The sequence below is a fragment of the Nonomuraea sp. NPDC047529 genome, from assembly GCF_040642995.1.
In the GTDB taxonomy this organism is placed as follows: domain Bacteria; phylum Actinomycetota; class Actinomycetes; order Streptosporangiales; family Streptosporangiaceae; genus Nonomuraea.
In genome coordinates this window covers 51,732-78,187 of record NZ_JBEYTJ010000006.1, presented here as the reverse complement: position 1 = coordinate 78,187, position 26,456 = coordinate 51,732, and the positions used below count along the sequence as shown (strand labels likewise).

29 protein-coding genes are annotated in these 26,456 nt (G+C 71.3%); 18 read left to right on the top strand and 11 right to left on the bottom strand.

From position 1 onward, the window contains the following. Positions 1-108 precede the first annotated feature (108 nt). Together ABZ815_RS12065 and catA are read left to right on the top strand one after the other, a co-directional pair. Entirely contained in the window at positions 109-1,341 is a 1,233-nt protein-coding gene (locus tag ABZ815_RS12065) for a hypothetical protein (RefSeq protein ID WP_357696815.1), read from the top strand. A gap of 77 nt (positions 1,342-1,418) precedes the next feature. Then, a complete protein-coding gene (gene catA / locus ABZ815_RS12060; RefSeq protein ID WP_357696813.1) occupies positions 1,419-2,072 on the top strand; it encodes a type A chloramphenicol O-acetyltransferase in 654 nt (217 codons plus the stop codon). Between the two features lie 9 nt (positions 2,073-2,081). Here catA and ABZ815_RS12055 read toward each other — a convergent pair whose 3' ends face one another. Beyond that, on the bottom strand, positions 2,082-3,362 hold the full coding sequence (locus ABZ815_RS12055; RefSeq protein ID WP_357696811.1) for a glycosyltransferase: 1,281 nt from the start codon (positions 3,360-3,362) through the stop codon (positions 2,082-2,084). A 161-nt stretch (positions 3,363-3,523) separates the two neighbouring features. Between ABZ815_RS12055 and ABZ815_RS12050 the strand changes: the two genes are divergently transcribed. From ABZ815_RS12050 to ABZ815_RS12010, 9 genes are all read left to right on the top strand, one after another. Continuing rightward, positions 3,524-3,985 (top strand): helix-turn-helix domain-containing protein, encoded by a 462-nt coding sequence (locus ABZ815_RS12050; protein ID WP_357696810.1) that lies wholly within the window; start codon positions 3,524-3,526, stop codon positions 3,983-3,985. Positions 3,986-4,038: 53 nt separating this feature from the next. Continuing rightward, positions 4,039-4,734: a hypothetical protein gene (locus ABZ815_RS12045; RefSeq protein ID WP_357696808.1), complete on the top strand. Its 696-nt coding sequence runs from the start codon at positions 4,039-4,041 to the stop codon at positions 4,732-4,734. 262 nt (positions 4,735-4,996) lie between these two features. Then, entirely contained in the window at positions 4,997-5,227 is a 231-nt protein-coding gene (locus ABZ815_RS12040; RefSeq protein ID WP_357696806.1) for a hypothetical protein, read from the top strand. 250 nt (positions 5,228-5,477) lie between these two features. Beyond that, complete coding sequence (locus ABZ815_RS12035) at positions 5,478-5,861, top strand: YbaB/EbfC family nucleoid-associated protein (protein WP_357696804.1); 384 nt, start codon at positions 5,478-5,480, stop codon at positions 5,859-5,861. Continuing rightward, positions 5,858-6,160, top strand: coding sequence for a hypothetical protein (locus ABZ815_RS12030; RefSeq protein ID WP_357696802.1), 303 nt, complete (start codon positions 5,858-5,860; stop codon positions 6,158-6,160). The genes ABZ815_RS12035 and ABZ815_RS12030 overlap by 4 nt, the downstream gene beginning before the upstream one ends. Before the next feature lie 6 nt (positions 6,161-6,166). Beyond that, complete coding sequence (locus ABZ815_RS12025; RefSeq protein ID WP_357696801.1) at positions 6,167-11,818, top strand: hypothetical protein; 5,652 nt, start codon at positions 6,167-6,169, stop codon at positions 11,816-11,818. A 26-nt stretch (positions 11,819-11,844) separates the two neighbouring features. Further along, positions 11,845-11,988, top strand: coding sequence for a zeta toxin family protein (locus ABZ815_RS12020; RefSeq protein ID WP_357696800.1), 144 nt, complete (start codon positions 11,845-11,847; stop codon positions 11,986-11,988). Positions 11,989-12,018: 30 nt separating this feature from the next. Then, positions 12,019-12,330: a hypothetical protein gene (locus tag ABZ815_RS12015; protein ID WP_357696798.1), complete on the top strand. Its 312-nt coding sequence runs from the start codon at positions 12,019-12,021 to the stop codon at positions 12,328-12,330. Positions 12,331-12,440: 110 nt separating this feature from the next. Further along, positions 12,441-13,019: a dihydrofolate reductase family protein gene (locus ABZ815_RS12010; RefSeq protein ID WP_357696796.1), complete on the top strand. Its 579-nt coding sequence runs from the start codon at positions 12,441-12,443 to the stop codon at positions 13,017-13,019. Here ABZ815_RS12010 and ABZ815_RS12005 read toward each other — a convergent pair. Then, positions 13,001-13,711: a helix-turn-helix domain-containing protein gene (locus ABZ815_RS12005; RefSeq protein WP_357696794.1), complete on the bottom strand. Its 711-nt coding sequence runs from the start codon at positions 13,709-13,711 to the stop codon at positions 13,001-13,003. The two genes, ABZ815_RS12010 and ABZ815_RS12005, sit on opposite strands and share 19 nt — an antisense overlap. Positions 13,712-13,791: 80 nt before the next feature. Then, positions 13,792-14,217 (bottom strand): hypothetical protein, encoded by a 426-nt coding sequence (locus tag ABZ815_RS12000; RefSeq protein WP_357696792.1) that lies wholly within the window; start codon positions 14,215-14,217, stop codon positions 13,792-13,794. Positions 14,218-14,384: 167 nt separating this feature from the next. Between ABZ815_RS12000 and ABZ815_RS11995 the strand changes: the two genes are divergently transcribed. Continuing rightward, a complete protein-coding gene (locus ABZ815_RS11995; protein ID WP_357696790.1) occupies positions 14,385-14,567 on the top strand; it encodes a hypothetical protein in 183 nt (60 codons plus the stop codon). A 100-nt stretch (positions 14,568-14,667) separates the two neighbouring features. Next, positions 14,668-14,871: a hypothetical protein gene (locus tag ABZ815_RS11990; protein ID WP_357696788.1), complete on the top strand. Its 204-nt coding sequence runs from the start codon at positions 14,668-14,670 to the stop codon at positions 14,869-14,871. Between the two features lie 62 nt (positions 14,872-14,933). On the opposite strand, the gene ABZ815_RS11985 is transcribed toward ABZ815_RS11990, so the two are convergent. After that, complete coding sequence (locus ABZ815_RS11985; protein WP_357696786.1) at positions 14,934-16,724, bottom strand: ATP-binding protein; 1,791 nt, start codon at positions 16,722-16,724, stop codon at positions 14,934-14,936. After that, the gene (locus ABZ815_RS11980) at positions 16,721-17,404 is read right to left on the bottom strand and encodes a response regulator transcription factor (RefSeq protein WP_357696784.1); all 684 of its coding nucleotides are present in this window, start codon (positions 17,402-17,404) and stop codon (positions 16,721-16,723) included. Before ABZ815_RS11980 ends, ABZ815_RS11985 begins: the two co-directional genes overlap by 4 nt. Positions 17,405-17,494: 90 nt before the next feature. Here ABZ815_RS11980 and ABZ815_RS11975 point away from each other — a divergent pair, with 90 nt between their 5' ends. Together ABZ815_RS11975 and ABZ815_RS11970 are read left to right on the top strand one after the other, a co-directional pair. Next, positions 17,495-18,247, top strand: a complete 753-nt coding sequence (locus ABZ815_RS11975; RefSeq protein WP_357696782.1) for a L,D-transpeptidase — start codon at positions 17,495-17,497, stop codon at positions 18,245-18,247. 29 nt (positions 18,248-18,276) lie between these two features. Further along, complete coding sequence (locus tag ABZ815_RS11970) at positions 18,277-18,504, top strand: hypothetical protein (protein WP_357696780.1); 228 nt, start codon at positions 18,277-18,279, stop codon at positions 18,502-18,504. Positions 18,505-18,737: 233 nt separating this feature from the next. On the opposite strand, the gene ABZ815_RS11965 is transcribed toward ABZ815_RS11970, so the two are convergent. Then, the gene (locus ABZ815_RS11965) at positions 18,738-19,949 is read right to left on the bottom strand and encodes a hypothetical protein (RefSeq protein ID WP_357696778.1); all 1,212 of its coding nucleotides are present in this window, start codon (positions 19,947-19,949) and stop codon (positions 18,738-18,740) included. Positions 19,950-20,091: 142 nt separating this feature from the next. Next, positions 20,092-21,189 (bottom strand): ThiF family adenylyltransferase, encoded by a 1,098-nt coding sequence (locus ABZ815_RS11960; RefSeq protein ID WP_357696776.1) that lies wholly within the window; start codon positions 21,187-21,189, stop codon positions 20,092-20,094. Positions 21,190-21,496: 307 nt separating this feature from the next. Here ABZ815_RS11960 and ABZ815_RS11955 point away from each other — a divergent pair, with 307 nt between their 5' ends. Together ABZ815_RS11955 and ABZ815_RS11950 are read left to right on the top strand one after the other, a co-directional pair. Continuing rightward, positions 21,497-22,510: a helix-turn-helix domain-containing protein gene (locus tag ABZ815_RS11955; RefSeq protein ID WP_357696774.1), complete on the top strand. Its 1,014-nt coding sequence runs from the start codon at positions 21,497-21,499 to the stop codon at positions 22,508-22,510. Positions 22,511-22,580: 70 nt separating this feature from the next. Then, entirely contained in the window at positions 22,581-23,138 is a 558-nt protein-coding gene (locus ABZ815_RS11950; RefSeq protein ID WP_357696772.1) for an AAA family ATPase, read from the top strand. Between the two features lie 386 nt (positions 23,139-23,524). Here the strand turns inward: ABZ815_RS11950 and ABZ815_RS11945 are convergent, their stop codons facing one another. Then, complete coding sequence (locus tag ABZ815_RS11945) at positions 23,525-24,115, bottom strand: GNAT family N-acetyltransferase (RefSeq protein WP_357696770.1); 591 nt, start codon at positions 24,113-24,115, stop codon at positions 23,525-23,527. After that, on the bottom strand, positions 24,112-24,288 hold the full coding sequence (locus ABZ815_RS11940) for a hypothetical protein (RefSeq protein WP_357696768.1): 177 nt from the start codon (positions 24,286-24,288) through the stop codon (positions 24,112-24,114). The genes ABZ815_RS11945 and ABZ815_RS11940 overlap by 4 nt, the downstream gene beginning before the upstream one ends. 59 nt (positions 24,289-24,347) lie before the next feature. Between ABZ815_RS11940 and ABZ815_RS11935 the strand changes: the two genes are divergently transcribed. Then, positions 24,348-24,740, top strand: a complete 393-nt coding sequence (locus tag ABZ815_RS11935) for an HTH domain-containing protein (RefSeq protein WP_357696766.1) — start codon at positions 24,348-24,350, stop codon at positions 24,738-24,740. A 323-nt stretch (positions 24,741-25,063) separates the two neighbouring features. On the opposite strand, the gene ABZ815_RS11930 is transcribed toward ABZ815_RS11935, so the two are convergent. After that, positions 25,064-26,251 (bottom strand): FAD/NAD(P)-binding oxidoreductase, encoded by a 1,188-nt coding sequence (locus ABZ815_RS11930; RefSeq protein WP_357696764.1) that lies wholly within the window; start codon positions 26,249-26,251, stop codon positions 25,064-25,066. Further along, complete coding sequence (locus ABZ815_RS11925) at positions 26,248-26,445, bottom strand: ferredoxin (RefSeq protein ID WP_357696762.1); 198 nt, start codon at positions 26,443-26,445, stop codon at positions 26,248-26,250. The genes ABZ815_RS11930 and ABZ815_RS11925 overlap by 4 nt, the downstream gene beginning before the upstream one ends. Between the last annotated feature and the right edge of the window lie 11 nt (positions 26,446-26,456).

The window sequence follows — 26,456 nt, the reverse complement described above, 5'->3', positions numbered from 1 at the left end:
AATCGCCCGCCGTCCGTGACGTTCCCGGGCCGTCCGCCCCACGAATCCGCCTATGGCGGCCTAAGGTACGGATCATCACCATTCACGGGGAAGAGAACGGGGACGTACATGATGGCGAACGACCCGGCGCGGCCGACGTTGATGACGCGGGTGATCGCGGCCTACAGGGGCGAGGTGAGCACGGACGAGCTGGAGGCGTACCGGCGTGCGGGCGGCCTGGTCTACACCGAGCTGGAGCACGCCGAGGAGCTGCGCTTACGCCTCGTCCAGGACGGCGTCAACCTCTGGCACGGCTCGCAGGCCGCCTCCGGCCAGCTGCTGTGCACCTGGAACGCGTTCGTGCTGCAGACCATCGGTGAACAGCTGCTCGACGCCGACTACACCGCCGACCCGCGCACCGCGGGCTACGTGCCGCCGGTCACCAGCCGGCAGGTGGCCGCCTGCTTCGGCCAGGTGGAAGGCTGGGTGTCGCGCGCCCGGCAGGCGGCGGGCAACAGCCGCTACCTGGTCGAGACAGAGCTCCAGCTGCCCGCCGACCTGCCCGAATGGGCCGAGGCGGACCCCTGCCCGCTGCCCCACCTGCACGGCATGCTGGCCGCCGCCCGGGCGATCCGCCGGCACGCCGAGGTGGCCTTCGGCGTGTTCGAGCAGACCGTCCCGGACGCCCACGACCACCAGGCCGACCTGCAACGGCTGCGCCAGCTCGTGGCCGAGGCCGCCACCGCCGCCGACTACGCCGAGGGGCTGCTCAAGGCCGACCCCCGGCCGAGCCTGCACGAGGCGATCGAGCAGCGGCTCCAGCGCTCCCTGGAGCTCTACTACCACGTGGGCCAGCTCATCGCCATGCCCCGGCACATCGCCGGCTACCGCAGCACCGCCACCCGGCCCGCCGCGACGTACGAGTCCCTCGACGTCGACGCCCGCGACTTCGACGCCTGGTGCCTGACCGACCCGCAACGGCGGGAATTCTGGCAGGCCGACCCCAAGGCCAGGCAGGCCGTCAAGGAGATGTGGGAGTACGACCCCGACCCGGCCGCCACCCTGCGCATCCAGGCGCAGATCAACGCCGCCTTCCGGGACGGCGCCATCGCCTACGCCGTCGACGCCGCGGGCGAGCCGCTCGGGAGCTACTACTGCTGCCCGTTCCCCGCCATCTACTCGGTGCGCAGGCCGGTGGTCATCGGCGGCAGACGGCTGCGCCCCATGCAGCAATTCACCTACGAGGCGTCCGCCGAGGAGATGGAGCGCGGCGGGCCGTTCAAGCGCGAGATCATCGTGGCCGACTTCAGGCCGACGAACGACATCGACTACTGCGACCCCGACGGGCTCCACGGCGACTAGGACTCGCCCGGCCGTCTCTGGGGCGGCCGCTGAGCGAGCGGTGCCGTGGTGGCGCGGGCGGCTGGCATGATGATCGGATGGACGTTCCCACCCCCGTCGACCTCGACGCATGGCCCCGCCGGCAACACTTCGAGCACTACCGCCGCGTCCCGTGCACGTACTCGATCACGGTGGAGGTCGACGTCACCGCGTTCGCCGCGGCGCTGCGTCAGTCGCGGCGCAAGTCCTACATCGCGCAGATCTGGGCGCTCGCCACCGTCGTCAACCGGCACGACGAGTTCAGGATGTGCCTCACCACGTCGGGCGAGCCGGCCGTGTGGCCCGTCGCGCACCCGGCGTTCACGGTCTTCAACGCCGAACGCGAGACGTTCTCGTGCGTGTGGGCGCCCTACGATCCCGACTTCGGCGCCTTCCACGACGTCGCCGCGCCCTTGCTCGCCGAGCACAGCCGGGCCGCCGACTTCTTCCCGCAGGGGGCGCCCCCGGCCAACACGTTCGACGTGTCGAGCCTGCCGTGGGCGTCCTTCACCGGGTTCAACCTCAACATCGGCGACAACTGGGACCATCTCGCGCCGATCTTCACGCTCGGCCGCTACACCGAGCGGGACGGCCGCGTCCTGCTCCCCCTCGCCGTGCAGGCCCACCACGCCGTCGTGGACGGGTTCCACTCGGCCCGCCTCGTCAACGAGTTGCAGGACCTGGTGGCGGACCCGGCCTGGCTGGAGACCTGACCCACCCGTTCACAGGGACTCCAGGATCTCGACCGCGCGGCCGTTCCCTTCCTCGGCCCGGACACGCCGGCCGAGTTCGGCGGCGGTGTCCGCCATCCGGGCGTCGGTGGCGGCCAGGCGGAGGGCGGCGGCCAGGCCGTCCGGGGTCAGCCGCCGCTGCGGCTGGGGCGGCCCGGCCACGCCGACGGCATGCGCGCGGGCCGCCCAGAACGGCTGGTCGGCGACGAACGGGCAGATCACTTGCGGCCGTCCGGCCAGCAGGGCCGCGGCGGTGGTGCCGCTGCCGCCGTGATGCACGATCGCGGCCATGCGCGGCAGCAGCCAGTCGTGCGGCGCCTGGTCGAGCAGGTGCACGCCGTCAGGAAGATCGGTGGCCTGGATGCCGCCCCAGCCGGTGGCCAGCACGGCACGCACCCCCGCCCGCCGGACGGCCTCGGCGACGACCCGGCCGAGCCGCCACGGATCGGTGCCGGCCATGCTGCCGAACCCGACGTACACCGGCGGCGGCCCGTCGGCCAGGAAGGCGGCCAGCTCAGGCGAGGGCGTCCAGTCGGGCGGGGCGGGCAGGTACCAGAAGCCGGTGGTGTGCACCCATGCCGGATAATCCAGGCCGCCCGGTGTGTCGTGGGGCAGCAGGTGGCGGCTGAAGGCGTGCAGGACCGTCGCCGGGCCTCCGTCCGGACGGCGCAGGAGGTCGTGCCGGCCGCGCCGCCGGGGCAGGTCCAGGCGCGAGCGCAGGTCGTCGGCGATGCCGGCGAAGGAGCGCAGCATCAGCTTGATCGACAGGTAGGAGGCCCGGTTCAGCGCCCTGGGCAGCGGCAGCGGCAACATCGGGTTGCGGAAGGCGGCGGTGGGCACCCACACGGGCTGGAGCGCGGCGGGCACCGCGGGCACGCCGAGCCGTTCGGCGACATGGGCGCCCGGCATGCCGGGCGCGTGCACCACCAGGTCGGCGCCCTTGCCGGGCCCGTCCAGCACCACGTCCGCCAGGTCGGTGAAGACCTCGGCCATGAGGGGCTTGCTGCGGCGCATCACCTGCAGGGCGACCTTCTTGCCGCGCAGGCCGCGGTAGTTGGTCTCGACCGCCTGACGGATGCCGGGGTCGTCGATGAGCGTGTTCGGGCCGTCGTGCAGCGGCGCGAAGGCGATGCCGTGCGGACGGGCCAGGCCGGCCATGGCGGCGGGAGCCGCCAGCACGGCCTCGTGCCCGGCCCGCTTCAGGGCGAGGGCAAGGGCGGCGTACGGCTGCACGTCGCCACGGGTGCCGTGGGTGAGGACGAGGACCTTCATCGGCGCTCCTTGCTCGAAAGGACTGTTGCGCTCGCCGACCAGGCTTCCCGGCACACCAACGGCCTGTCTGAAGGGCCGAACAACAGCATAATATACCGAAATTTCAGAAATTCCTGAAGTTTGGGTCATTCGGTTATGATCCCTGTCAGGAGGTGACGCGAGTGAGCGACCAGGAACGATGGCAGGCCGCCGAGCGGCTGGCCCTGGCGCTGACCGAGGGCGGCCTGCAACGCATGTCGGCGCGCGTCCTGGCGTTCTTCCTGTTCACCGACGCCGAGACGGTCACCATGGGCGACATCGCCGACCGGCTCGACGTCAGCGCGGGGTCGGTGTCCGGCGCGGTCAAGGCCCTGCTGACGACCGGGCTCATCGAACGCCTGCCCGCGCCCGGCAGCCGCCGCGAGCACTACCGGCTGCGCGACGACGCCTGGCCCACCTTGTTCTCCACCCAGAACACCATGGTGCACGTCCTGCTGCGGGCCGCCGAGACCGGCATCGCCACCACCGCCGCCGGCGACCCGGCCCACACCCGGCTGGCCCGGATGCGCGACTTCTACCAGTTCCTGCTGAGCGAGCTGCCCGGCCTGCTGCACCGCTGGGAACAGACCCACCCACCCCGCTGAGCGAGCCGCGCCACCGTAGTCGGCCGCCGCACGTCGATCCGAAGGGACATCAGATGACCCCCCGTGACCTCCCTGCGAACGACGACGTCCGGGACCCCTTCGCCACGTTGCGCCGCGCCTTGTGGATCGGCGGTGGCCAGTGGGCCGGAAAGTCGACCGTGGCCCGGCTCCTGGCCGTCCAGTACGGCATCACCGTCTATCACTACGACTACCACGACGCACGTGGGCACAACGATCGCCGGATCGCCCGCCGGGTCAGCCTCGGCGAGCCCGCCGCCGATCCCGATCCGGACCAGGTGTGGGTCCGTTCCACCCCGGAAGAGATGGCCGCCGAGACCCTGACCGGCTTCCCCGTACGGTTCGAGTGGGCCCTGGACGACCTGCGCGCGCTCGTCTCGGGCCTTCCGATCATGGCCGAGGGCTGGGGACTCCGCCCCGAACTCGTCGCCCCCATCATCGACTCACCGCGCCGGATGGTCGTCATGGTGCCCACGCCGGAGTTCCGCCGACACCAGCTCCACCACCTCCCCCGGGCCTCCGCATTCGGGCACGAGCTCAGCGATCCGGCCCGAGCACAGGCCAACCGCGTGGCCCGGGACGCCCTCGTCGCGGAGGACGCCGTCCGCACCGCCCGCCGGCTCGGCATCCGCGTGGTCGAGGTCGACGGTTCCCGCGACGCCGCCGCGATCGCGGAGATCGTCGCCGACCATTTCAGCCCCTACCTCCCGGGGCGAGATCGCAGAGCTTGACGCCCGGCGACCGCACCTGGCCGGAGCGCACCGGCCATCACGGGAGCCGCACGAGTGTGCAGGTGATGCCCTCCTTGGGAAGTCCGGCGTGCCCGCACTTGTTCGCGACGGGGATGTTCGAGGGGTTCTCCGGTCCGAGCCGGGCGCTTATGCCGACCCACTTCCCGCTTCCGTGCCTCGGGAGCTCGATGGAGAAGGTGTATCGCAGGTCTCCGAGGCCGGCCAGTGAAGGTGGCGGGTCACGACGACGGCCAGGAGAACCGTGGCCGCGGCGATCCCGCCCAGGAAGGCCGCCCAGCCCACCGCGTTCTGGCTGGAACTGCTCGCGTTGCCGATGTACGACCAGGCGATGATCACCCACATCACGACGAGAAGGACGCTGGTGACGTTGCGCAGCGGCGCGGTGGCGACACCCGCCGTGACGCCGGACACCCCGAGTACGCCGGCCGCGACGGTGACACTGCCTGCGACGACGTTGATGACCTGGCCGTAGCTCTGCCTGTCGGAAGAGGAGGCGTCGGCTGTCGGTCTCCTGGGCGGGATCATGGCCTTCACCGGGGTTCTTCTCGTCACACCCGCTCGATCGAGCGACGCCCGGGCCGCGTTACGGGACTCCCCGGCGGGCACTCGGCCACCTCGTGACACTTCTGTTAACAGAAGGTAAACGATACGGTTACCCGTAATCCTGTAAAAAATGGTGACGTATGATGCCTTCCGGTATTAGGCGGGCGAAAGGTGTTTTTGTGGCGGATGCGTTCGAGGCGGAGGTCAGCGCGCTCGCGGACGAGATCAACCAGCAGGTGGCCCGCGTACGCGAAGCATTCGGAGAGCTCTCCGCCCTGGAGCACACGGCACGGTCGGCGGACGGAATGGTGAGCGTGACCGTCGGCCGCCACGGTCAGTTGCGCGGCGTCGAGCTGAGCCCCCGGGCATATCGCAGCCTGTCCCCCACCCAACTGGCCGACGCCATCATGCAGCAGGCCGACGCGGCCACCGCCGCGGTCTCCGAGCAGAGCCGGCAGCTGCTGAACCCCCTCATGCCGGACGGCGTGCCGTACGAGGAGGTCTTCGGGGAGCGGGCCACGCTCGACGCGTTCTTCCCCGGCCCCGTGGAGCCGGCCCCGTGAGCGGCTTCAACGTACGGCGGGAGGCGCTGTACCGGGAAGCCAGGACGTACGAGCTGTTCGCGGGGAACGTGGAGCAGGTGCGCGCCGACCTCCGCGCCGCCTTCAACCGGGACAGGAACACCCTCGGCGACGACGAGTACGGCGCGGAGCTGGCCAAGAAGCTGCCCGAGATGGAGCGCGGCATCTTCGACGCCCTGACGACGTTCATCGACGAACTCGAAGACGTCGCCTTGGGGCTGAACGCGAGCGCCCGCAACTACAAGGCGGCGGAGCACCCTCCCCCCGTCACCCGAGACTGATCGTCCATGGGGTTCGACGGGTTCCTCGTGCCCGAGTTCGCCAAGCCGTACATCGGCTGGGTGGTCGGCATGGACTGGCCGGAGGGGGACGAGACCGGCTGCTTCCGGCTGGCCGACGCCTGCGTGATCGCCGCGCACCGGCTCGTCGAGGGCACGGGCGCCGACCTGCCGGGCAGCGCGCGCAGGATCGGCAAGGACTGGGACGGGGAAGCCCATCTGGCCTTCGCCGCCCACGTCGGCAAGGTGGCGGGCGGTCAGGTCGCCCTCGCGGTCAAGCGGCTCGTGGACGCCGCGGTGGCGCTCAACGGCGTGGGCGTGCAGATCCAGTACGCCAAGTACATGATCGAGGTCACCGTCTGGCTGCTGATCGTGCAACTGGGATATCTGCTGGCCGCGGCCCTGGCCACCGGCGGGGCGAGTCTGGCGCTCATTCCGCCGCGGCTGCAGCTCGCCCGGCTGACGGTCGGGCAGATCGCCAGGCAGTGCCGGCGCAACATGCTGCTCTTCGCCGGGATCGTGACCGGGATGGACCTGGGCATCCAGGGCACGCAGCTGCTGCAGGGCCGCAGGGACGACATCGATCTCCGTCAGCTCGCGATCTCGGCGGTGAGCGGCGCCGCCATGGGCGGGCTCATGGGACTGGCCTCGGGCGGGCTGAGCAGCCTGGCCACCCCCACGCTGCGGGCCGGTCTGACCAGGGCCGAGATGTCCACGGCCGAGAAGCTGCTGGCGGCGGCCCACTCCTCGTTGTACGGCCAGGCCGGGCAGTTCGCCCTGGCCGGCGGGATCACGACGGCCGGCACCATGATGGTCCAGGGCAACTTCAGCTGGGACCTGCTGGCCAAGGGCATCACGTCCAGCGCGCTCGGCGCGGACGGCCAGCACCTGGCCTCACCCCTGCCTTCCGGCCCGGACGGACGCCCCGGGCCCAGGACCGGCGCGGACGCGGTCCAGGAGGCGGTGAACCACAACCAGCAGACCATCGCATCGCCCGCCTGGCACCGCCCCGACCTGGCGTCCGACGTGCTCCAGGGTCTGACGTCCCAGCTCGCGTCCGCCGACGCGGGGGTTCCGAAGCCCGAGATCCATCCGCCTCGCGTCGTCGAGATCGGCGCTCTGGGCGAGACCGCCGTGCACGACGTCAGGGTGCCGGTGGACCCGAGGGCGGCGGCGCAGGCCATGACCGCCGGCATCACGGGCATCGTCCCGCGGGAACGGGCCGTGATCCGCCTCTGGCTGACGGAGGCGCTCTCCAGCGGCGACCGCGACGTGTGGACCAACCACCTGCAAAGAGGCGTGGCGCTCGGCGTCGGGGACAAGGTGATCTACCTCAAGCTCAGGCCGAGCGAGTTCACGCACGTGGAGCAGCCGGGTCTGGCCCCGGAGAAGCCGGTCGCCTTCGGCGGGGACGGCGTGGAGGGCAAGTCCTCGCGGGGCACCTCACTGGATCGCACCGCGGGGCTGATGAAGGGGCTCTACCAGTCACCGGACGAGGCCGAGGCGAACGCCCTGCCCCGGTCGGGCGTCAGCAGCACGGCACGGACGACCCACACGAACGGCGTCGAGGTCATCAGCGGGCACAAGGCCATCTCCCCCGCCCATGACTACTTCGCCACGGGCATCTCCCTCGACATCTACCGTGACGGCGAGAAGGTCACCCGGACCGCGGCGGTCCCCGACCTCTCGCTGACCATCCCCTTCCCCAAGCAGTTCACCCGGGAAGGGCCGCTGCTGAGCGCCGACCACCCCGCGCCGCTCCCCCGCCACGAGGTGCCGGAAGGAGCGGGGCACAGGTTCCGTGACCACGGGATCGCCATCACCGGCCTGGACGTCACGCCTCTCGTGCTGGAGGTGCAGCGCCGGGGGCTGGCGGCGGGGCTGCCCGCGGGCGAGGTGGTCAGGATCACCGACCATCTCACCTCCAGCCTGCTCAGCGAGCAGGGGATGAAGAACCGCAGCCAGTCGATGTTGTCGAGCGGGGTCTCGTCCGAGGCGATCCGGTACAAGACGTCCCTGCTGCGGTCGGCGGAGGACTCCGTCCGGATCACCGGCGAGATCACGCGGGTCGAGCCGATCGACGGGAGCGGGCGCTCGCCGGTCGAGACGATGTTCCGGGACGACCTGGGGCGGCGCGAGAGCGAGGGCACGTCGTACCGGCAGGGCGCGAGCGTCGGCGTCCACGCGGGCGGCAAGATCGGGTTGCCGCTGGGTGACCGCGCGGAGGTCGTCGCGAGGGCCGTCGGCGGGGTCGGCTACGGGACGGACCATGTCACGTCCACCAACAGGGCGCACGGCAACCACACCGTCCTGACCAGGCTCGGCGACGTCACCATGTACGACGCCCGCATGCGGCTGCAGGTCGAGACCGACAAGCTCGGCACCTTCGAGGTGGAGGTGCCCGCCGAGCTGATCGTCCCGACCCGCGACGCGTCCCGGATGGAGCAGGACGTCTTCGGGCACGATCTGCGCCCGCTGGGAGAGTTCAACGACATCCAGCGCAAGCTCGCCGACCTCCACCGGGAGATGGACGACGTGCGGGCGGGGTTCTCACTGGACGAACCGGTCGGCGAGTACCCGGCCAGGGGCGAGCACCCGAACCGCGGCTACGACCCGCACGTCCTGGAGCCGGAGACGCTCGCGGCCGGTCGGGGGACGGGGCTCGGCAGCGGCGTCCGGGTCCATGGGGAGACGCTGCTCAGCGCGGAGATCCACCAGGCCGTCGCCCGGGCGCTGCCCGACCTCCCGCCGGAGATCGCACGGCAGATCATGCGGGACGTCGAGAGCCGCTTCGGCGCCGCGGCGCTGGAGGCCGACCTGACGCACGCCCTCCACGGCATCAGGTACGACAGGTCGATCGGCGGCTACACCGTCGAGATCCTGGCCGAGGGCACGCTGGGCCGGCGGCACGAGGTCGGCGCGTCCGACCTGACCGTCAACGAGCGCCGGATCACCTCGCGCACCGACACCAGCCAGCGGGAGAGCTCCCGCACGGGCCGTGCGGAGGTGCGTGGTGTCGCGCGCCTCGACGTGAACGATCGGCTCAAGATCGACCCGGTGAACCTGTCCCTCACCGGGAGCGGCACCAAGTCCGGCAGCACCGGCTTCTCCTCGGGCCACACGAGGTACGACCGTACGGAGACCAGCGGCGGCTTCACCATCACGCGGGATCTCTCCTTCGACGTCAGGATGAGGATCTCGCGGGACGGCACGGAGACGTTGAACACCTCGTGGGAGGTGCACGGCAGCAGGGCGGAGGTCCTCGTGCCGAACGTCCACCTGCCGCAGAGGCCGGTGCTCGCACAGGACGTCGCGCATCTCGGACGGGTCGAGTCGTCGTCCGAGCGGCCCGCCGACCTGTGGCGGCCCGGGGCCGACGAGTTGTCGGCCATCGTCCGGATGGGGGCCGTGCCCGACCTTCCCTCGACGCTGGCCGAGGTCTACCACCGATGGGCGGAACTGCCGGCGCCCGCGGAGCGGCTGGACGTGCCGCCGGTGTTCGAGACCGCCACCGACGTGATCAACCTGGAAACCATGATCACGTCTCATCCCGACGGCCTGCACTACACCGTGTCGGACCGTTCGGGGTCGCGGCACGACGTGCACGTCAAGGCCCACGTGGCCGGGGTGAGGCACGTCAAGTCCGAGACCGGGGTGGAGCACGAGAGCTACTCCAGCAGCAATTCCAGGGCGCTGGACGCCGAACGCGGCAGGCGTACGGTCGGCGGGCACGCCAGGACCGGCCTGCGCGTCACGCTCAGCGACGGCGAGGGCTCGGGGGCCGCGCACACCGGTGGAACGGAACGCAAGGTCGTGGCGCGAGCCGGGGTGCACGGCGCCGCGAAACGCAGTGCCGTGGAGAGCTCCTACCTGGGCAGCAGCGACGTGTCCCGGGTCACCTACTCCGACGGCAGCACCTCCCACTGGTACCGCGCGGACCTGGTCCTGGAGGTCACCCCCACCAGGACCAGCGGCGGAACGGTCGAACAGGGCCCGACCACGTACGTCCGGGTGGAAGAGATCATGGACCTCGTGCTTCCCGACGAGGTGGCACGCCGTCACGGGCTCGACGGCCCGGAAACCGTGAACCCCGCCGGTCAGGCAGGGCACACGACGCGCGCCTACGCGGCGCCCGAGGCGGCGTTGAACACCGCCTTCGTCCTGCACCTCGACGCGCAGGCCGTGCTGCCGGAGATCCTCGGGCTGCTCCGCCGCGACGGCCTCCTCCCTGACGGCCAGGAGCTCACGAACCATCCGGTGGCCGAACACCTGCGCGGCAACTACAGCCAGGGCGCGCTCGGCACGAAGCTGGGCGAACTCCGCGGGAACGGCGTGTCCTCCTGGTTGTTCGTCACGGACGAGAACGACCGGGTCACCGAACGCGTGGGCATCCGGGTCACGGCCGAGGTGGACGACGGCGTCCACGTCGGTGAGCGTCCTGACGCCGGCCTCATGCTGCGCAACGAGCGCCTGAGCGGCGACCTGAGCGTGCGCGAGGCGGGAACGGACCACGGCGCGGAGGCGATCGTGCGTTACATGCAGTCCTCGGACGGCGAGCTCAGGGGCGCCGAGGCGGGGTTCGCGAACAACCGCGACTCCCACACCGTGGACGGGCGGGGCACGATCGCGAAGGAGATCAACCGCTACCAGACGCGCGAGGCCCCGCAGGAGTTCAAGCACCCGGTCAGGTTCGAGATCACGCTCGAACACGTCCCGGTCCGCCCGCTCCTGGAGCCCGTGCAGAACGTGGCCCGCAACGTGCTGCTCAAGGTGGGCGAGGTGACCGGGCACGACGGCGCCGGGAGAATGTTCGACCGGCACGCCGGGGTCACCTCGACGTCCCGGGCGGTCGCGGACGGCGAGGTCGGCGTCCTGGTGCCGGGACACCTCACCACGGAGGTGCCGCAGGGCACGCCGGTCACGGGACGCACGCCGGTCGTCGCCGCGGATCCGCGCTGGGCGGACCCGGCGGGCCCCAACCCCATGTCCGCCACCCTGGGCGACGGCGTCCCCAAGGGGGACGTCAGCCAGGTCGCGTTCCCGGCCGCCACGCTCGTCGAGCAATGGGCGCCGATGAGCGCGGTGCCGCCGAGACTCCGGGGCGAGGTCCCGTCCCTGGCCGACCGGCCCGGCGGATTCGAGCTCTCCCGCCCGGCCGGCATGTCACTCGCCGAGGCCACCAAGGAACGGACCATGCGCGCCCATCTGGAGCAGTTGCTCGCGCATGAGTACGTGATCCCGGGGATCGGCAGGGTCGGCATCGACGTCACCGGAGCGCGCGAGATCACCACCGCGCTGGTCAAGCAGCGTGTCTACGCCCAGACCATGAGCACGGTCGGGCACGGCCAGGAGCAGGGCCGGGGCGTGGCGGCCCGGGCGGGCGGGTCCGCCGGCTCGCAGGACGGGGGCCTCGGCTTCGGCGGCGTCGGCGGCAACCTGAAGACGGCGGACGAGGCCGCGTCGCGGAACGCCAACATCGTCGAGCGCAACTTCCTGGAGGAGCAGCACGACAACACCTATCTTGAGCTGGACGTCTCCCTGGTGTTCCACGGCAGGGACAAACCCCTGACCGTGGACGTCGCCGGCGGCCTTCATCTCAGACTCACCGCCAAGGGGCTCGCCGACTTCGAGGCCGCGCACCCCGGCGTGATCACCCGCTGAGGACGGCCCCCCTGTACCGTCGGACCGTGCACATCGGCTCACCGGACACGGTCCTGATCGTCATCCGGGGCAACTCCGGATCCGGCAAGTCCACCGTGGCCCGCACCGTGCGGGAGACGTACGCCCAACGCGGCATGGCCCTCATCGGCCAGGACGTCGTACGCCGGTAGATCCTCCGCGAACGCGACAAGCCGGACGGCGTGAACATCGGGCTGCTCGACGCCATGTGCCGCCACGCCCTGAACGCCGGCTACCACGTCATCCTGGAAGGCATCCTCGCCCGGAGCCGCTACGGAGAGATGCTGCAGGCGCTGTTCCACGACCATGGAGGCACGAGCCACGGCTACTACCTGGACGTCTCCTTGGAGGAGACGCTCCACAGGCACCGGACTGATTCTCCAGAGCGCGGGTCTCGTGACAGGCGAAGCGACACGCCTGTGAGCAGCCGGGCGGGCGACGGCGGGCCCGCACCGAAGGGCTGGCGTCGTTTTCGTCCAAGACGGTCACGATGACCGGTTCGTAGCATGGGCGCAGGCGTTCCGCCACCGCGTCGGCCTGACGCTGCGGCCCGCTTGACGATCCATCTGGCGACCTCGTCGCCGGACCATGAGGAGAACAGCACATGCGTGATCTGATCTATACCGGATTCATGTCGCTTGACGGCGTTGTGGACTCCCCGGGCGGCGGGCCGGGCGAGGAGCACCGCAGCGGCGGCTGGGTGGCCAACGACATCGAGTTCCTGCCCGAGGCCTTCTCGCTGAAGGGCGAGGAGCTGGAGGACACGACGGCGCTGATGTTCGGCCGCCGGAGCTACGAGGCGTTCGCGCCGATCTGGCGTGACTCGGAGGACCACGCCGCCTACAAGGACCTGCCCAAGTACGTGGTCTCGACCACGCTGTCCGACGACGACCTCGTCGAGGGGTGGGGGCCGACGACGATCCTGCGCTCGGCCGACGACGTCGTCGAGCTCAAGAAGAGCGAAGGTGGCGCGATCTTCATCCATGGCAGCGCGGAACTCGCCCGGCGGCTGTCGGAGTCGGGCCTGATCGACCGGTACAACCTTCTCGTCTTCCCCGTGCTGCTCGGCGCCGGGAAGAGCCTGTTCAGCGAGGCGGACAAGGACAAGCAGGTGCTGAGCCTCCGCGCGTCCGCCGCCTACCCCAACGGTGTCGTGAAACTGATCTACGACGTCGTCAGCTGACCCAGGTCCAGGGCGATGGCGCCGCCGGTGCCCTCCCGGAGTTGCCGCGCCGTGCGCCCGACGTAGCGGCGCAGCGCGCGGGCCAGATGTGGCTCGTCGAAATACCCGAGCCCCGAGACGACGTCGGCGACTGATACGCCGGCGGCCAGGAGCACCGAGGCCTTGCGGGCCCGTTCGATCTGCCGGACGGCGCCCTGGGTCAGCCCGGTCGCCGCCCGGAACCGGCGTTCGAGGGTGCGCCCCGAGACCGCTGGACGGCGGCCTCGGCGAACGTCGGTGACGAGCGGGTCACGGACCAGGGTTCCGACGCGGACCAGACGGTCGACCAGGGCCTCGGCGTCGTCGGGGGCGGGAGACTCCCAGCGGACGCCGTCCAGCACGAAGGTCCTGCGCATGGTGTCGGGGAGCTCGACGCCCCCGTCGACCAGAGTCGGCGGGGGGACGGCGCGCAGCGACGTGCCCACGGCGAACTCGATGCCGACGAAGGTCGCGCCCTCCGGCACCTGCGCGGTGCCGCTTCTGGTCTCGGGACCGGAGATGCCCGCGTACGCCCTGCCCTCGCGCTCCCAGAAGACCAGGCCCCAGCACACCGCCGCGACGGACGTCATCTCCGCGACGTGCTCGCTCGTACAGCTCCACACGGCGTCGACCCACGGTGAGTCGGACGCGCGTGTCTCGAACCGCAGTGCCACGAGAGCAGGATACGCGCGCAGCCGGCCGAGGGTCCGCCCCGGTCCGGCCGAGGTACGGGGACCATCCGGGAGGCCGTGAACTACACGGGATCGGGACCGAGGTCGAGTGCCGGTTCGAGTCCCGGGAAGTCCCGGACGGCGGTGGCGAACTCCTGGAACAACAACCACTGGTCCTTGGTGATGATCCAGTCCTTGGTGATGCTGCCCGTGACCGTGCCCATCGCGCGGACCTGGGCGTCGCCGCCGGTCAGCTCGAAGACCGGCCCTCCGCTGTCGCCGTGTCGGGAGCTGTCGACCCGCTGCTCGGCCGAGACCAGGTTGCTGTAGCACTCCTGGTTGCCGTAGATGTCCTTGCCGCAGACCTCGCTGTACTTGTAGTCCACGGTTCGGCCGCACGAGGCTCCGGAGGTCGCGCCGGACATGCACAGCGACTGGTTCTTGTAGGTGAATCCCCATCCGACCACCGGCTTGGTGTAGTCGTTGACGCCGGGGGTGCCGTCCCACATCCTGCCGTTGCCCTTGCCGGTGCCGACGAGCCCGGTGATGCGGATGAGCAGAAGGTCGTGACCAGGGACTCGATGGAGTCGTCGGCCTGGTAGTCGCGGAGTTCCGCCTTGAGCAGCCAGTTGCCGCCGAGTTGCTGAGGGGTCAGGTCGGTCGTCGTCATCGGGTGATGATCCTTTCCGTTGGTCGCGGCCAGTGGACGGTCACCTGGGCCGGGCCGTTCAGTCCCAGGTCGGTACGGGGTGGCGCGGAGCAGACCGCCAGGTCCAGACGCAGGTCCGGCAGGCGGCGGCGCAGGGCTCTGACGAGCGTGTGGACGATCAGACGGCAGAAGTGGGCGGCCGGGCAGTAGTGGATGCCGGCGGAGCCCGTTCGACGTCTACGTCGTCGAGCCGCCCTGGGGTCCGGCCTTCACCGAGCAGGGCCTGGACCTGACCCGCACCTCGCCGCCCGTGCCGCGGATCGTCGCCGACATCGCCGCCTCCCGGCAGGGGACGGCGTGCCTGATCGTCGTCAAGACCCCTCAGGTGATCGCCCACGACTCCCTGCGGCGCGCCTTCGCCGGGTGCGAGCCGCTCGCCTCGCTGCCTCCGGAACTGGGCCTCGCGCAGGGGACCGACATGGAGTTCCACGTCTTCCGGCATCCGGGGAGCTGATCCCTCAGTCGATGCCGGCAGCCGAGCTGGAGGAGGTCGCCGATCCCGTCATCCCCGTCACCCTAGGACGGGTCCTCGCCCGGAAGGCGCAGGGTGAAGGTGGTGCGCACGCCCGGGGTGCTGGTGGCGGTGGCGGTGCCGCCGTGCGCCTCGGCCAGGTCGCGGACGATGGCGAGGCCGAGGCCGCTGCCCCCGGTGCGGCGGTTGCGGGACTTCTCCGCCCGCCAGAACCGGTCGAAGACGTGCGGAAGGTGCTCGGCGCGGATGCCGATCCCCGTGTCGGCCACCTCGATGATCACGTGGTCGCCGTCCTGGCGGGCGGTCAGCGTGATGTGCCCGCCGGCCCGCGTGTAGCGCAGGGAGTTGGTGACGAGGTTGCCGACGGCCTGGCGGAGTCGTACGGGGTCGGCGGTCAGGGCGGGAGTGCCGGTGATCCCGGTGGTCAGGGTGAGCCCGGCGGCTTCGGCGCGGCCTCGGTGGGCGGTGGCCACCTGGTCGAGGAGGTCGCCGAGGTGGACGGGTTCGAGATGCAGGCGGAGCTTGCCCGCGTCGGCGAGGGCGAGGTCCTGGAGGTCGTCCACGATGTGCTGCAACAGCAGGAGCTCCTCGACCAGGGACGCGATCAGCGCGGGGTCCAGCTCGGCGACGCCGTCCTGTGCCGCCTCCAGCCAGCCTCTGAGGTTGCTCAGCGGGGTGCGCAACTCGTGGGACACGTCGCTGACCATGGCCTTGCGCTGTTCCTCCATGCGCTGGAGATGCTCGGACATCTCGTTGAACGCCGTGGCGAGCTCGCTGATCTCGCCGGTCGTCCTGACCTGGACGCGGGCGGAGCTGTCCCCGTCGCGCATCCGCCGGGCGGCGTGGGTGAGCGCGTTGACCGGGCCGACCAGGCGTCTGGCCGCCATGACGCTGACGCCGACGGTCAGCACGAGCACGAGGAGGGCGGCGCCGGCGATCGAGGGCAGCGGGATGCGCGGGCCGGTGGCCTCGGCGGGGGATCCGATGTACAGGTAGGCGGCCGGAGCGACGTAGGGATCGAGCTGTTCCTTGCGGGCGGTGACGATGCAGGAGGAGATCGTCTGGCCGGGTTCGGCGGCCGACGACGCCGGCCGCCTCTCCTTGGAGATCCAGGTGAAGTCGAGGCCGACCGAGCCGCGTTCCGCGTTCTTGCCCTTCAGGCATCTGCCGACCAGGAGGTTGAGCTGCTTCAACGCGGTCTTCTCGGTGGGCGTCGGCGCGTTGAAGGTGACGGCGTCGCAGGGGGCCGTCACCGCCGGGACCGGGCTCGGCTGGCTCGGCTCCCGCGGGACACCCTCGCCGGTCGTCGTCACGGAGGGCCTGCCGGTGTGGGAGACCGTCGTCCGTACGGCCTGCCCGGTACGTCTCATGCAGACGGCGTAGGCGTCGGCGGCCTTCCCCAGCCGGGCACGGTCACGGTCGGGCAGCAGGAAGGGGCCCACCGCGCGCGGATCGATGCGGTCCTCGGCCGCCCCCGGCACCAGGGTCACGTCCACGGCCAGCGGATCGACGACGGCCGACACCCGGGCGGGCAGCGCTGTCCCGGCGGACGCCGAGTCCGCGATGAGGGCGCCCTTCTCGGTGGTCAGCGCGATGCGGCGGCTGTTGGCGGCGGCGAGGTCGCGTACGGTGGCGGCGACGCCGGACCAGTCGGGATGGCGGGAGGCGTAGCCGAGCAGGCTGTTGTTGATCTGGGCGTCGCTGGCCAGCGTCTGGCCCTGCTCGCGCTGGATCGCGCCGGAGGTGCTGTTGGCGGCCAGCCACGCCGTCGCCGTGATCGAGCAGACCGCCACGACGGCCGAGCTCGTGAGCAGCCTGACGAACAGCGACCTCATGCCTGGGTCAGCTTGTAGCCGACGCCGTACACGGTCAACAGCCGGGACGGCCGGCGCGGGTCGGGCTCGATCTTCTTGCGCAGGTTCATCACGTGCACGTCGACCGTGCGTTCGGTGATGAACCGGTCGAACCCGTGGACGCGCTCCAGCAGTTGCTTCCTGCTGAACACCCGTTCCGGCTCGGCGGCCAGCGTCTCGATGATCCGGAACTCCGCGAGCGTGCAGTCCACCGGCGTGCCCGCCACGGTGACGGCGTGCCTGACCGGGTCGACGACGAGATCGCCCGCCCGGAACAGCCGGCCGGCCTCCGGCGACCTGCCCGTACGGCGCAGCAGCGTCCGCACGCGGGCCATCAGCTCGCGCGGGCTGTACGGCTTGGTGACGTAGTCGTCGGCGCCGAGGTCGAGCCCGAGCAGCAGGTCGTCCTCGGTGGACCTGGCCGTCAACATCAGGATCGGCAGGTCGGACTCGCCGCGCAGCACCCGGCAGACGTCCAGCCCGTCGACCTTCGGCATCATCACGTCGAGCAGCACGAGGCCGGGGTCTCCCTGCCGGGCCTCGTCGATCGCCGAACGTCCGTCGTGCACGACGCGGACCTCGTGGCCCTCCCGCTCCAGGTAGCGCCTGAGCAGTTCGGCCTGCTTGGGGTCGTCCTCGGCGACCAGTACGTACGCGCACATGGCCCGAGGTTATGCGCACTCCGAGAGTGCATACGGGATTCGCACGACAGGCAAACAGGTTCCACACATTCTGTCGCCAGGCTGCGCCGGGTGAGACCCAACCTGCTTCGTACGGCCGCGGCGACGGCACTCGCCTTCCTGCTGGCGGGCTGCGCGGGCAGCGCCGGCAGCACGGACCGTGCGGCCGGTGCAGACAGCGCCGGCAGCGCCGTACGCCCCGGCTCGGCGAGCACCCCGGCGGGCGGCGCCAGATCGAAGATCGCGAGCGCCAAGAGGGCCCGGATCACGATTTATCGGGACAAACAGGGCGCGGTCCAGAGGACGATCACCAGTCCCAACGACTACGGCGCGACGCGCGTCTTCCTGGTGGAACGCGACGAGGGCGACTGGCTCCAGGTGCTGCTGCCGATCCGGCCGAACGGCAGCAAGGGCTGGATCAAGGCCGCCGACGTGACGCTCACGGAGACCTCCCACCACGTGGAGATCGATCGCGGGGCGTTCCGCTTCACGGTCTACGACGACGACCGGGCCGTCAGGACGGGCCGGGTCGCGACCGGCGAGGCGGGGACGCCGACGCCTCCGGGCCGCTACTTCTTCACCGAGTTGGTGCAGCCCACCGGTGACGGCGGGGCCTACGGCGCCTACGCCTTCGGGCTGAGCGGCTTCTCGCCGGTGCTGAAGAGCTTCGCCGGCGGCCCCGGCCAGCTGGCGATCCACGGGACGAACAGACCTTCCGCCATCGGCACGCGGGCCAGCCATGGCTGCGTCCGGGTCAGCAACGACGACATCACCTGGATGGCGAAGAACCTGGCGATCGGCACTCCGGTCGTCGTCAAGGGCTGAGGCCCTGTTCGAAGGATGAGAGGAACCCTATGAAGATCAGAAACATCCTCGTCGGCGCCTGCGCGGCGCTGGCCCTCGCGGCGGGTGTCGCCGGGTTCTCGGGGACTGCCTCGGCCGAGCCCAGGAAGCCCGCCGCGGTGCCCTCCGCCGCCCCCTCCGCAGTGCCTTCCCCGGCGCCCGCCGACAGCCGGCCCAGGGTCGAGCGGACGGCGGGGCCGAGGGAGCCGGTCGCCGTCAAGCCGCGCTACACCGGCTGATCACGACACGTCGCCGCCGCATGACGTCCCGCCTCTCCTGCCCGTCGGCCGCGTCAGCGGCCTGGCCATCGCGGGCAGGAGCAGGCCCCGGACGCCGCGGCGGCGCGTACGGGCGGCGAAGGGGACTGCGCGGCCTGCTGTCAGCGTCCGCATGGAGCGGCTGCCCCGGATCTCCCCGTGCGATGCGACGCAACGTGGAGTTCCCGTAGTACTGGCCGGTGGGCAGCATCCTTTCAGAGGAGCCTGCCCGACCTGCGCAGTCGGCGTTCCCTCAGTGCGAGGAGTGGGGGCAGGGCAAGCTGTGTCGCCACGTACGCCGTCACGGCGAGCGCCTCCCAGAACGCGGCCGAACCTGTCGCGCCGGCGCTCAGCCGTACCAGGCCCCACTGAGCGAGGGCAAGCAGCAGCGGCAGGGCCACGAGCACGAACATGCCGGCCATGACCACGACCCCCGCCACGTACAGCAGGGCGAACCAGCGCGCCACGTGCCGATCACGCTCGCCCGCCGAGGCCAGCTCGGCCGCCTCGGCGGGAGGCAGCCGGAAGAGCCCGGCCTTGGCGGTCAGCCACGTGACCCGGTACAGGTTGTGGCAGCGCAACGCGTTGGCCAGTACGGCGTAGCCGTCACTGCGCATGGGCACCGCGGCCCACTGCCAGACGATCCCGACGAGCCGATACAACACCACCGCGCCGAGAAGACCGCTCAGCGTCTCGGGCAGTGTGAGCATCCCGGCCCTGTCGAGCAGCCGCAGCCCCAATGCCGTCGCCACGACCACGACGTCGATGGCCATACCCGCCAGGTAGGCCCCGTACCTGCGGCGGCGCGGCACGTTCACGATCTGGGTCAGGTCGGTCTCGAAGACGATGTAGTGGCCCCGATAGCTGACCCTGAACGTGGCGGGGACGCCGAGCGCCCTGCCCGCGACCCAGTGCCACGCCTCGTGCAGGGCGCTGAAGGCGATGTCGACCAGCAGGTAGGTGAGCATCGACAGTGCGGCGCTCGGGAGAAACCAGGCGTCCTCCCATGAAGGACGCAAGTCGGGCGCGAATGTCAAGACGGTTACGACGAAGACCGCTGCCGCCGCGTAGCACGTCCAGGCGGTCCTGCCGAAGAATCTGGCCGCCGTGTCCTGGCCGAGTCCCTCGATCCAGCCGCTGGGGGCTCGCTCCTCGGGAGGTGCGGGCGGGTCGAGCAGGCCGGCGCCGGTGAGACCGTCGAGGAAGTCGGCGCCGTCGACCTCCTCGCCCGCCACCTCGCTGGCCCGCCTCGCGGCCTCGGCGGCCGAGCCGCCCTCCTGCAGTGTGGTGACGAACACCGCGCCCGGCTCCGGCACCGCGACGAAGATTCCGAGGTCGGGGCGGCCCAGGATCCAGGCGTCACCGTCGAAGGCGACGGTGAGCCGGGCGGCCCGTTCGCGCAGGTCCCTGTCAACGATGGCGGACATCCGTCCTCCTGGAGCTCGCGGAGCGACAAGAGAGGCGCACCCCTGCCTCGGCCGGGGTGCGCCCTCGATGGTCAGGAGTCGGGCGTGTTCAGCCCGGTCAGGCGGGTGTTCTCGATCCGCACGATCTCGATCTTCATGGTGGTCAACTCCTTCCGCAGGTCACACAGTCGGGATTGCGGGACCACTCGGCCTGACTCATGGCGCAGGCGCCGGCGAAGTCGATGGTGAGTGGCCGACCGGCGTACGCCGGTGGCTCGAAACCGGTCAGGTAGCGCAGCACCTCGAAGGCGTGGAGCGCGCCGAGCAGGCCGGCGACGGGCCCGATGCCCCTGTTGGGCTGCGGCCTGCTGTAGAACAGGCGGGCCGCGGCGATCTCGGCGCTCAGCGCGGGCTCGTCGGGATCGGCGTGGCCGTCGGGCCTGGTCGGATCGGCGGGGACGCAGGCCCTGCAGGCGCTCTCCCCTGGCGCGACCGACCAGACGATCCCCTTGGTGACCGTGATGCCGCCGCGTACGAACGGCACGCCGTGCCCCACGCAGGCCGCGTTGACCCAGAGGTCGACCTCCTTGGGCTGGTCGATCCCCGAGGCGACCACGTCGGGGCGTGTCTCGTCGAGGAGCTCGGCCAGTTGCCCGGCGCTCTCGACGCCCGTGTCGATCGCCTGGACCTTGATGGCCGGATCGAAGGCGCGCACCCACTCCGCCGCCCGCTCGACCTTCCTGGCGCCGAGGTCCTCCCAGCGGTAGAGGTACTGCCTGGCGAAGTTGCGCACGTCGACGGTGTCCCTGTCGACCAGCGTCATCCTGCCGACGCCCAGCCCGCTGAGATGCGGGATCGTGTTGGAGTTGAGGCCGCCGGTGCCGAGGACGAGCACGTGCGACTCGCGCAGCCGGCGTTGCAGGTCCTCGCGGCTGCGCGACAACGTGCCGAACGACTCGAAGAAGGCCAGGTTGCTGAAGTGGCGCTCGGCTTCGGCGGCGTCGAGGACGCCCAGGCGATCGCCGTCCTCCAGCAGTCGCTCGGCGTCGAGGGCCTCGATCGCGCCGAGCACGTCCTGGACGGGGAGCGCGAGTTCGCCGGCGAGCTGGCCGACGGTGCGCCCGCCCTCGCGCAGCAGGGCGAGGAGCTTCTCCACCTGACCGCCGGGGTCGGTCACGATCAACTGGTCACGCAGGTCGTACACGAGGCGGAGCTCCTCCCCCATCCGTTCCCAGGCGACGTTCTTGAGTCGTGGCCGCATACGTCCTCCGATGTGTGGTCCCGGCCGTGACGACCATGGCCGCTGCGTCGAACGTGTGGTGGAGAACCCCGTTCGGCGGTCCGACGTGGGCAGCATAGGCACGGCGGATCATGGAAGTCGTTGGCGGAGCGCGCACTGTTCCTTGGCGACGACGGCACGGACACCGGCTCGCACCCCGGTCCGGCCGGCCGACGCGGCCTCGGGATGGCGGATGATGTGGTCGGCGGGGGGCGCCGCGATCGTCGCATCGGCTGGGCTTCTCGTCACATCGAGTACGTCTCGGAAGCTCGAGATCACGGCGTGAGAGGTGAAATTGGGAATCGTCACCCTGCACAGCACGGACCTGCCGCCCGACCAGCGATTCGACTGGTGGTGCGACCTGATCAGCCGCGACGTGGCGCCCATCCGGGTCACCAGCGACCATGCCGCCGACTTCCGGGCTTCGGCGGGGGCGATCGACCTGGACACCGTACAGGTGACGACCATGTCGTTCCCGGCGCTCAGCTCGGTGCGCACGCCCGCGCTGATCCGCCGCTCCGACCCCGAGAGGTACGAGCTCGCCCTGATCGTCGGGAGCACGATGTGGATCTCCCAGGGCGGCAACGACACCCGGATGGGGGCCGGCGACCTGGTGATGTGGGACACCTCGCACCCCTACGAGGGCGGTGCGTTCGACGGGCCGGGGCCGGCGCGGGCGATCATCGTGCATCTGCCCAAATCCGAGCTGCCCCTGCCGTCCGGCAAGGTCGACGCGCTCCTGGCCCACGCGGTGCCCGCGGGCGGCGGCTTCGGCGCGATCCTCGCCGGCTACCTCAGGACGCTGGTGCGCGAGGCGCAGTCCATGTCCTTACCTGACGTGAAGCGCCTCGGCGCCGCCACCCTGGACCTGGCCCTGGCCTTCCTCGCCCATCTGCTGAACGCGCAGGACCGCCTGTCGCCCGAGACCCGGCAGCTTGCCCTGATGGCGCGCATCCGGACGTTCGTCGAGCACAACCTCGCCGACGCCGACCTGACGCCCCGCGCGATCGCCCACCGGCACCACATCTCCGTGCGCTACCTGCAACTGCTGTTCCAGCGTCAGGGCACGACGCTGACAGCCTGGATCCGGCGCCGCCGCCTGGAGCACTGCCGTGCCGACCTGGCCGATCCGAGCCTGGCCGCGCAGCCCATCCATGTCATCGCCGCCCGCTGGGGATTCGTCCGCGCCGCCGACCTCAGCAAGTCCTTTCGCGCCAGGTACGGCCTGCCGCCCAAGGACTACCGGCACGAGGCCCTGACCCGCGCCACGTCGGCCGCGGACGACGGCCACACACGCCGATGACGCCGGGAGCGTCCCGACGTCCGCCTTCCATGCTCGGCACCTCAACGTCCGGCTGGCTACCATCGGCTGGATGGGAGATCGTCTCAAGGGCATTCACGCACCCCTGTACCTGCTCGCGGGGGCGCCCGGCGCGGGCAAGACGACTTTGCTGCCGCACCTCCTCCAGGCGGCGGACGGGTTGGTCGTGATGGACATGGACGAGCTGCTCGAGGACGGCGAGTTGATCGGTGTGCCCATCGCGGTACCCGAGGCGGCGCCGATCTGGCCGGCCTACGACCGGATGTGGCGACGCATCGTGACCATGGTGCGCCGGGCCGGTCATCCCGTGCTGCTGATGTGTCCGATCCCCGACGCCGGCGAGGTGCCCGCGTTCGTGCGATGGGACGGGCCGGTCCATTGGGCTCTGCTGGACTGCCCTGATGACGAGCGGAAACGCCGGCTGCGTGAGCGTGAAGCGCCGCAGGAGTGGATCGACGACGCCCTGGCGGACGCGGCACAGGGCCGAGAGCTGATCACGACCGTGTTCCACGCCGTCGGCGCCAACCATGCTGAGCTGACGACACAGGTGCTCGCGTGGGTTGCGTCCCGGAGCATCAGCATGCCGACCAGCCAGAACGCGGCGTCTTGACCCAAAAAGATCACCATTGCGGCGCCTGATCGAGCTCGTCGGCGAGGTCGTCGGGTTGGAGAAGGTCAGGTCGCGCTTCCTGGCGGGCCCAGGATCGAGTGTGGCGCCACCTCACCCCCTCTTCGCCCAGGATTCGTTCTTCCCTGCCCGCGGCTTCCGGGGCCCCTCTGGGTGCTCTGTCGCGAAGCTCAACTCGGAGGGCTACAACGCGTGCCACAGGGACGGTGTGCGATGGGGACGCGGCTACAAGTGCCCATGGTTCCGGAGCAGTTGGGAGAACGGGCAGCCGCACTACGAACTGTGGATTCTCTACTGAGCGCCTCGGAACAGCACGGCGAGCGCCGCGTCTGTCCGGCCCGCGGATCGGACCGTGGCGCCGCCCGGCCTCAACCGCCGAGTCGCATGACGATGCGCGGCACTCCGGCGGCCGTCGCCCCGGTGTCGGCGATCTTGACGAAGCCGGCGGACTCGAACAGGGAGCGGGTACCGACGAACGCCAGCATGGTGTCGATCTTCTTGCCGTCGTTGTCGACCGGGTAGCCCTCGACGGCCGCGGCGCCGTGCTCGCGTGCGAACCGGACCGCGCCGTCGATCAGCGCCCTCGCCACCCCCCGGCCGCGATGGCCGGCACGGACTTTCAGGCACCAGATCGACCAGATCGCGAGGTCGTCGCCGATCTTGGGGATCCTGCTGTTGTGGGCGACGGAATACACCTCGACGCGGGGCGCGACACCGGCCCAGCCGACGACCTCATCGACGTCATAGGCCAGGACACCCGGTGCGACCGGCTGTCGGCACAGGCGTCGCATGTAGCCCGGCCGCTGGTCGGGACCGAGTTCGCGGTTGACCGCGGGATCGATGCGATGGCTCAGGCACCAGCAGGCGGTCGTGCCCGGCCTTCTGGGGGCGAGCATGGTCGAGACGTCGTCGAAGCGGTCCGCCGACGCGGGCTCGATCCTGAACGCCGGAGCGCTCATCGGCCGAGAGGGGTCAGCGGGGGCACCGTGTCGATGAGGTGACAGAGGTGGCGTTCGGTGGCGCTGCCCTCATGGTGCCGGGTGACGTCGGCCCAGGCGCTGTGCGCCGTCTCGGCGAGCAGGGCGCGGGCGTATCGGTCGAGGAACTCGCGCACGACGGTGTTCTCGCTCATGGGATGTCACGTTAGCCACGAACCTGGACAGGCCTGTGTCATGGTTACGATCCTTCGACATGAAGTCGTCCGCGAAGTCCGCTGCCTCGCGCGAGAACCACCTGACGGTGCGCCGTGTCGAGCGCCAGCAACACCTCATCGAACGGCTCCACGCCGTCGCCGATCGCATCACCGTCGGCACCCTCGCCCGCGACTTCGGCGTCTCCGCACGCACCATCGCCCGTGACGTCGAACGCCTCCGGCAGTCCGGCGTCCCCATCGACGTCACCACCGGCCGCGGCGGAGGAGTCGCTCTCGGCCGGCACGGCCGTATCCCCGCCATCGCCTTCGACCTGCGCGAGATCGCCGCCCTGATGGCCAGCCTCACCGCGCTCGGCCCCACCGCGAGCCCGTCCGCGACGTCCGCCATGGACAAGCTCGCCACCGCGCTCACAGGCGGCAGCATGACGTGAGGCACACCGCGCCACGAGGCGCCCCATCGTTGGCCTCCCCGCGTGGCAGTCCGCGAACGCGGTGCCCTGGACGCCGAGGAGGCAGCCGGAATACGGCGGCGGCCGGCCGGCATCGACAAGGCCGGCCGCCGCGGCCCCTGGACCGACGATCTGCTGCGCCTCATCCACGAAGTGCCCGCGACCGCCGCCGCCGAGCTCGCCCAGCGCCTCGGGCATGACACCCAGGCCCTCAAACGGGACGTCCGCAACCACGGCGCCGATCGCGTCGAAGAGGGCGAAGGCCCGTCACGGACGGGCCCGCTGATGCGCGGTCGAGCGCCGGGTCATCCGGTGGTCGCCTGCCGCCACGGGGTCCGTTCGGCGACGTGGCGGCGGAGCTCGCGTGCCTGCCGGGGCAGGTTCCAGGTCATGGCGCCGATGACGTGGCCGTCCCTGCCGTACAGGCCGGCGAACCGGCCGGTGGCGGGGTCCCCGGCGACGACCTGGAACCGGGCGTCGCCGCCGGTGACACCGTGGACCTGGATCTTCACGTCGTACTGGTCGGTCCAGAAGTAGGGCACGGGCGCGAAGGGGGTCTGCCCGCCGAGGAGCGTCCTGGCTGCGGCCGTGCCCTGCTCGGTGGCGTTCAGCCGGTGTTCGACGCGCAGGCGGCCGAAGCGGGGGTGCCACCAGGAGGCGACGTCGCCGGCGGCGACCACGCCGGGCGCGGCCCGGCACCGGTGGTCGCATTTGACGCCGTCTTCCACGTCCAGGCCGCTGCCGGTCAGCCAGCCGGTCGCCGGGGCCGAGCCGACGGCCACGAGCACCAGGTCGGCCGGGACGTGCGCGCCGCCGTCCAGGTCGACACCGTCCACCTGGCCGTCGTGGCCGGTCAGGCCGGTGACCAGGGTGCCGGGGCGCAGGCGGACGCCGTGCCCGGTGTGCAGGCCGGCCAGCAGTCGCGCCACCCGGTCGCCGAGCCGGTCGGTCAACGGCGCGGGGAGCGGATCGACCAGGGTGACGTCCAGGCCGAGCCGCCGGGCGACGGCGGCGACCTCCGTTCCGAGGAAGCCCGCGCCGACGACGACCACCGACCGGGCGGCGAGCAGCCCCTCCCGCAGGGCGAGGGCGTCGCCGAGGGTGCGCAGCACGTGCACGCCGCCGAGTTCGTGTCCTGACGGCAGCCGGCGCGGGACGACGCCGGTGGCGATCACCAGCCCGTCGTAGGGCAGGACGCCGCCGTCGGAGAGGGCGAGTTCGCGCGCGCCGGTGTCGAGGCCGGTGGCGGCGACGCCGAGCCGCCAGTCGGCGCCCAGCGCGGCGCGGGACTCGTGGCGGCCCAGCGTCACGCGATCGGGCGTCCACCTGCCGAGCAGGATCTGCTTGGACAGCGGGGGCCGGTCGTAGGGCTCCCGCCGCTCCGCGCCGACCAGGGTCAGCGAGCCGGTGAATCCGTCGCGGCGCAGGGCCTCGGCGGCGGTCAGGCCCGCCGCCGAGGCGCCCACGACCACGATCCGGGAGGGCCGGCTCACGACCCGCTCAGCGTGATCGCGCGGGCCGGGCAGAGCCGGGCGGCCTCGCCGACGCCCTCACGCAGCCCCGGTTCCGGGCTGTCCCGCAGCAGGACGACGATGCCGTCATCCTCGCGCTGGTCGAACACGTCGGGACAGACGAGGACACACTGCCCCGAGCCGGTGCAGGCGTCCTGATCCACGGTGACCTTCATGTGCTTGACTC

What these genes read in the sequence shown, in the direction of transcription:
- ABZ815_RS11935 (WP_357696766.1), top strand. Translation starts at nt 24,348, where the DNA reads ATGAAGTCGTCCGCGAAGTCCGCTGCCTCGCGCGAGAACCACCTGACG.
- ABZ815_RS11925 (WP_357696762.1), bottom strand. Translation starts at nt 26,445, where the DNA reads ATGAAGGTCACCGTGGATCAGGACGCCTGCACCGGCTCGGGGCAGTGT.
- ABZ815_RS11995 (WP_357696790.1), top strand. Translation starts at nt 14,385, where the DNA reads ATGATCCTTTCCGTTGGTCGCGGCCAGTGGACGGTCACCTGGGCCGGG.
- ABZ815_RS11950 (WP_357696772.1), top strand. Translation starts at nt 22,581, where the DNA reads ATGGGAGATCGTCTCAAGGGCATTCACGCACCCCTGTACCTGCTCGCG.
- ABZ815_RS12055 (WP_357696811.1), bottom strand. Translation starts at nt 3,362, where the DNA reads ATGAAGGTCCTCGTCCTCACCCACGGCACCCGTGGCGACGTGCAGCCG.
- ABZ815_RS11980 (WP_357696784.1), bottom strand. Translation starts at nt 17,404, where the DNA reads ATGTGCGCGTACGTACTGGTCGCCGAGGACGACCCCAAGCAGGCCGAA.
- catA (WP_357696813.1), top strand. Translation starts at nt 1,419, where the DNA reads ATGGACGTTCCCACCCCCGTCGACCTCGACGCATGGCCCCGCCGGCAA.
- ABZ815_RS12065 (WP_357696815.1), top strand. Translation starts at nt 109, where the DNA reads ATGATGGCGAACGACCCGGCGCGGCCGACGTTGATGACGCGGGTGATC.
- ABZ815_RS11940 (WP_357696768.1), bottom strand. Translation starts at nt 24,288, where the DNA reads ATGAGCGAGAACACCGTCGTGCGCGAGTTCCTCGACCGATACGCCCGC.
- ABZ815_RS11960 (WP_357696776.1), bottom strand. Translation starts at nt 21,189, where the DNA reads ATGCGGCCACGACTCAAGAACGTCGCCTGGGAACGGATGGGGGAGGAG.
- ABZ815_RS11985 (WP_357696786.1), bottom strand. Translation starts at nt 16,724, where the DNA reads ATGAGGTCGCTGTTCGTCAGGCTGCTCACGAGCTCGGCCGTCGTGGCG.
- ABZ815_RS12045 (WP_357696808.1), top strand. Translation starts at nt 4,039, where the DNA reads ATGACCCCCCGTGACCTCCCTGCGAACGACGACGTCCGGGACCCCTTC.
- ABZ815_RS12010 (WP_357696796.1), top strand. Translation starts at nt 12,441, where the DNA reads ATGCGTGATCTGATCTATACCGGATTCATGTCGCTTGACGGCGTTGTG.
- ABZ815_RS12000 (WP_357696792.1), bottom strand. Translation starts at nt 14,217, where the DNA reads ATGTGGGACGGCACCCCCGGCGTCAACGACTACACCAAGCCGGTGGTC.
- ABZ815_RS12025 (WP_357696801.1), top strand. Translation starts at nt 6,167, where the DNA reads ATGGGGTTCGACGGGTTCCTCGTGCCCGAGTTCGCCAAGCCGTACATC.
- ABZ815_RS11965 (WP_357696778.1), bottom strand. Translation starts at nt 19,949, where the DNA reads ATGTCCGCCATCGTTGACAGGGACCTGCGCGAACGGGCCGCCCGGCTC.
- ABZ815_RS11970 (WP_357696780.1), top strand. Translation starts at nt 18,277, where the DNA reads ATGAAGATCAGAAACATCCTCGTCGGCGCCTGCGCGGCGCTGGCCCTC.
- ABZ815_RS11945 (WP_357696770.1), bottom strand. Translation starts at nt 24,115, where the DNA reads ATGAGCGCTCCGGCGTTCAGGATCGAGCCCGCGTCGGCGGACCGCTTC.